The organism is uncultured Flavobacterium sp., from assembly GCF_963975005.1.
In the GTDB taxonomy this organism is placed as follows: Bacteria; Bacteroidota; Bacteroidia; order Flavobacteriales; family Flavobacteriaceae; genus Flavobacterium.
In genome coordinates, this window is the sequence record NZ_CAXBFR010000200.1 from 1 (window position 1) to 1,917 (window position 1,917).

2 protein-coding genes are annotated in these 1,917 nt (G+C 30.3%); one reads left to right on the forward strand and one right to left on the reverse strand.

Features of this window, described 5'->3' with window-relative positions; translation table 11 throughout:
- Positions 1 to 858 (reverse strand): glycosyltransferase N-terminal domain-containing protein (locus AACZ53_RS14455; RefSeq protein WP_339839898.1); only part of this gene is annotated, 858 nt, incomplete at its 3' end.
- A 97-nt stretch (positions 859 to 955) separates the two neighbouring features.
- On the opposite strand from AACZ53_RS14455, the gene AACZ53_RS14460 reads away from it, so the two are divergent.
- Positions 956 to 1,917 (forward strand): DegT/DnrJ/EryC1/StrS family aminotransferase (locus AACZ53_RS14460; RefSeq protein WP_339839900.1); only part of this gene is annotated, 962 nt, incomplete at its 3' end.

Sequence of the window (1,917 nt, forward strand, 5' to 3'; positions counted from 1 at the left end):
TAGAAAGGTTTTTTTCTTGATTGAATTTTTTAATTCCTGAATTTGCTCTTGTTTGATGTTATGTGGTGCAATAATGAATTTTATATTTTCTGTTGCATTATTAATGTATTCAATTAATAAATTTTCATCTTTGGGCCAAGAACTTCCAATTACAATGGTTGTTTTATTGTCTTTAAATTGTTCAATAAAATCTAATGAATTATCTCTTTCTAAAATAGAAACTACTCTGTCAAATCTTGTGTCACCTGAGACTTTTACATTATTGAAACCAATACTTTGTAATAATTTTTTGGAACTTTCATTCTGAACAAAAAAGTAATCAAATGTTTTTAAAGCATTTCTATAAAATCCACCATACCATTTAAAAAAGGCTTGATTTTCTCGTAAAATTCCTGAAATTAAATACGTTTTAATCCCAATACTTTGGGATCTCTTTTTCAGTTCATTCAAGTAATTAGGCCAATATTCGTATTTAATAAAGAAAACTAGTTCTGGATGTACTAATTCTAAAAATTGTTTAGCATTAGATTTTGTGTCTAATGGTAAATAAACTGTTACATCTGCAACTGTATTGTTTTTTCTAACTTCATAACCGGAAGGAGAAAAAAATGTAACCACAATTTTATGTAAAGGGAATTTTTCTTTAATTTTTTCAATTACAGGTAAGCCTTGTTCGTATTCGCCCAAAGAAGCAGCGTGAAACCAAATCGTTTTGTCATCAGCATTGATTTTATTTCGTAAGGTTGAAAAAACTGACTTTCTACCCTCAACAAAAAGCTTCATTTTTGGACTAAAAAGAGCTATGATTTTGACAATTTGTGAGGCTAAAAACGTAATGAAATTATAAATAAAATACATTTAATCTTTTTTGATGGGTTAAAAATACGTTTCTTTTGTGTAACTTTAAATTGTATGGCTTAATTTCTTACTTTTGTATCACTTAATTTCTACAAGAATGAAAAAACTACAAATGGTTGACCTTAAAAGTCAATACGAAAAAATTAAAAATGAAGTGAATGCTTCAATTCAAGAAGTTTTAGATACAAATACTTACATAAATGGACCTTTAGTTCATCAATTTCAAGCTGATTTAGAGAACTATTTAGGAGTCAAACATGTAATTCCGTGTGCTAATGGTACAGATGCGTTGCAAATTGCGATGATGGGATTAGATTTGAAACCAGGTGACGAAGTTATTACAGCTGATTTTACATTTGCGGCAACTGTTGAAGTTATTGCGTTATTGCAATTAACTCCAGTTTTAGTAGATGTTGATATGAATAACATGAATATTTCGCTTGAAGCTATTAAAAAAGCTATTACTCCAAAAACTAAAGCCATTGTTCCTGTTCATCTATTTGGTCGTGCAGTAAATATGGATGCGATTATGGAAATTGCAAAAGAGCACAATTTATATGTAATCGAAGATAATGCTCAAGCTATTGGTGCTGATTATACCCATAAAGATGGTTCTAAAACTAAAGTCGGAACTATTGGACATGTTGGAGCTACCTCATTCTTTCCTTCAAAAAATTTAGGATGTTACGGCGATGGTGGTGCAATTTTTACTAATGATGATGCATTAGCTCATAAATTAAGAGGAATTGTAAATCACGGAATGTATGAAAGATATCATCATGATGTGGTTGGAGTAAACTCGCGCTTAGATAGTATGCAAGCTGGAGTTTTGAAAGCAAAATTACCCCATTTAGATACTTACAATAAAGCGCGTCAAGATGCTGCTAGAAAATATTCAACGGCTTTGGGTGTTAATAAAAATATTGTTGCACCGATGATTTGTGATACTTGTGATTGTCACGTTTTTCATCAATATGTAATTCGAATTACAAACGGAAAAAGAGATGATTTATTGGCTCATTTACAAAGCAAAGACATTCCTTGTGCAATTTATTATCC